Origin of the sequence: Ureibacillus massiliensis 4400831 = CIP 108448 = CCUG 49529, from assembly GCF_000772965.1 — a bacterium.
GTDB lineage: Bacteria > Bacillota > Bacilli > Bacillales_A > Planococcaceae > Ureibacillus > Ureibacillus massiliensis.
On sequence record NZ_JPVQ01000134.1, the window covers coordinates 1 to 613 of the forward strand.

Consider the following 613-nt stretch of genomic DNA (forward strand, 5'->3'; position numbering starts at 1 on the left):
TGAGTATTGCGGAGCGTTTGAGCCAGCAGTGCGGAACTTTATACCACCGAGTGCGGATGTTTGAGCCACCTGTTGCGGACAATTGAGCCAATTAGAAAAATAAGAAAGGAAAACAATCATTTACTCTGGCGATTGTTTTCCTTTTCTAATTAAGTTGAACTAACTGGCAGCTTTTGAACTGCCGTTTGATAAGCGATTCCGTTAACCTTCGAAGTACGCTTTTATGATTTTTCTAGCTCCCTCATGGATGTCTTGTTCAGTCCATGTGTGTGGGAGAGGCTCTTCTCCATACATTTCGAGTAGCTTTTTCTTTAGTTCCTTTGGAAATGGGGTCCATGATCTATTCCCTCCCCAATAATATGAATCTTCTAGCTTAGCTAGCTTTTTTCTCGTTAAGATGACCAATAACTTATCCTCCAATTTTTAGACCATGACGCTCACGCATGGATACTTGTCCATCAATTAAAATATGATAAGAATCATGGACAATACGGTCTAAAATGGCATCGGCTATTTGAGCTTGTCCCAGTTTGGCATGCCAGCCTTCAGGCGCAAACTGAGAACAGAAAATAGTGGATGCTCGTTTTAAGCGGGCTTCAACGATTTCAAGAAC

Annotated in this window: 2 protein-coding genes; both read right to left on the reverse strand. The window is 41.6% G+C overall.

Features of this window, described 5'->3' with window-relative positions; all coding sequences use genetic code 11:
* Window positions 1–201: 201 nt before the first annotated feature.
* A complete protein-coding gene (locus tag CD30_RS19265; protein ID WP_036180902.1) occupies window positions 202–405 on the reverse strand; it encodes a hypothetical protein in 204 nt (67 codons plus the stop codon).
* 4 nt (window positions 406–409) lie between these two features.
* A partial coding sequence (locus CD30_RS19270; protein ID WP_036180905.1) for an ATP-binding protein occupies window positions 410–613 on the reverse strand: 204 nt, incomplete at its 5' end.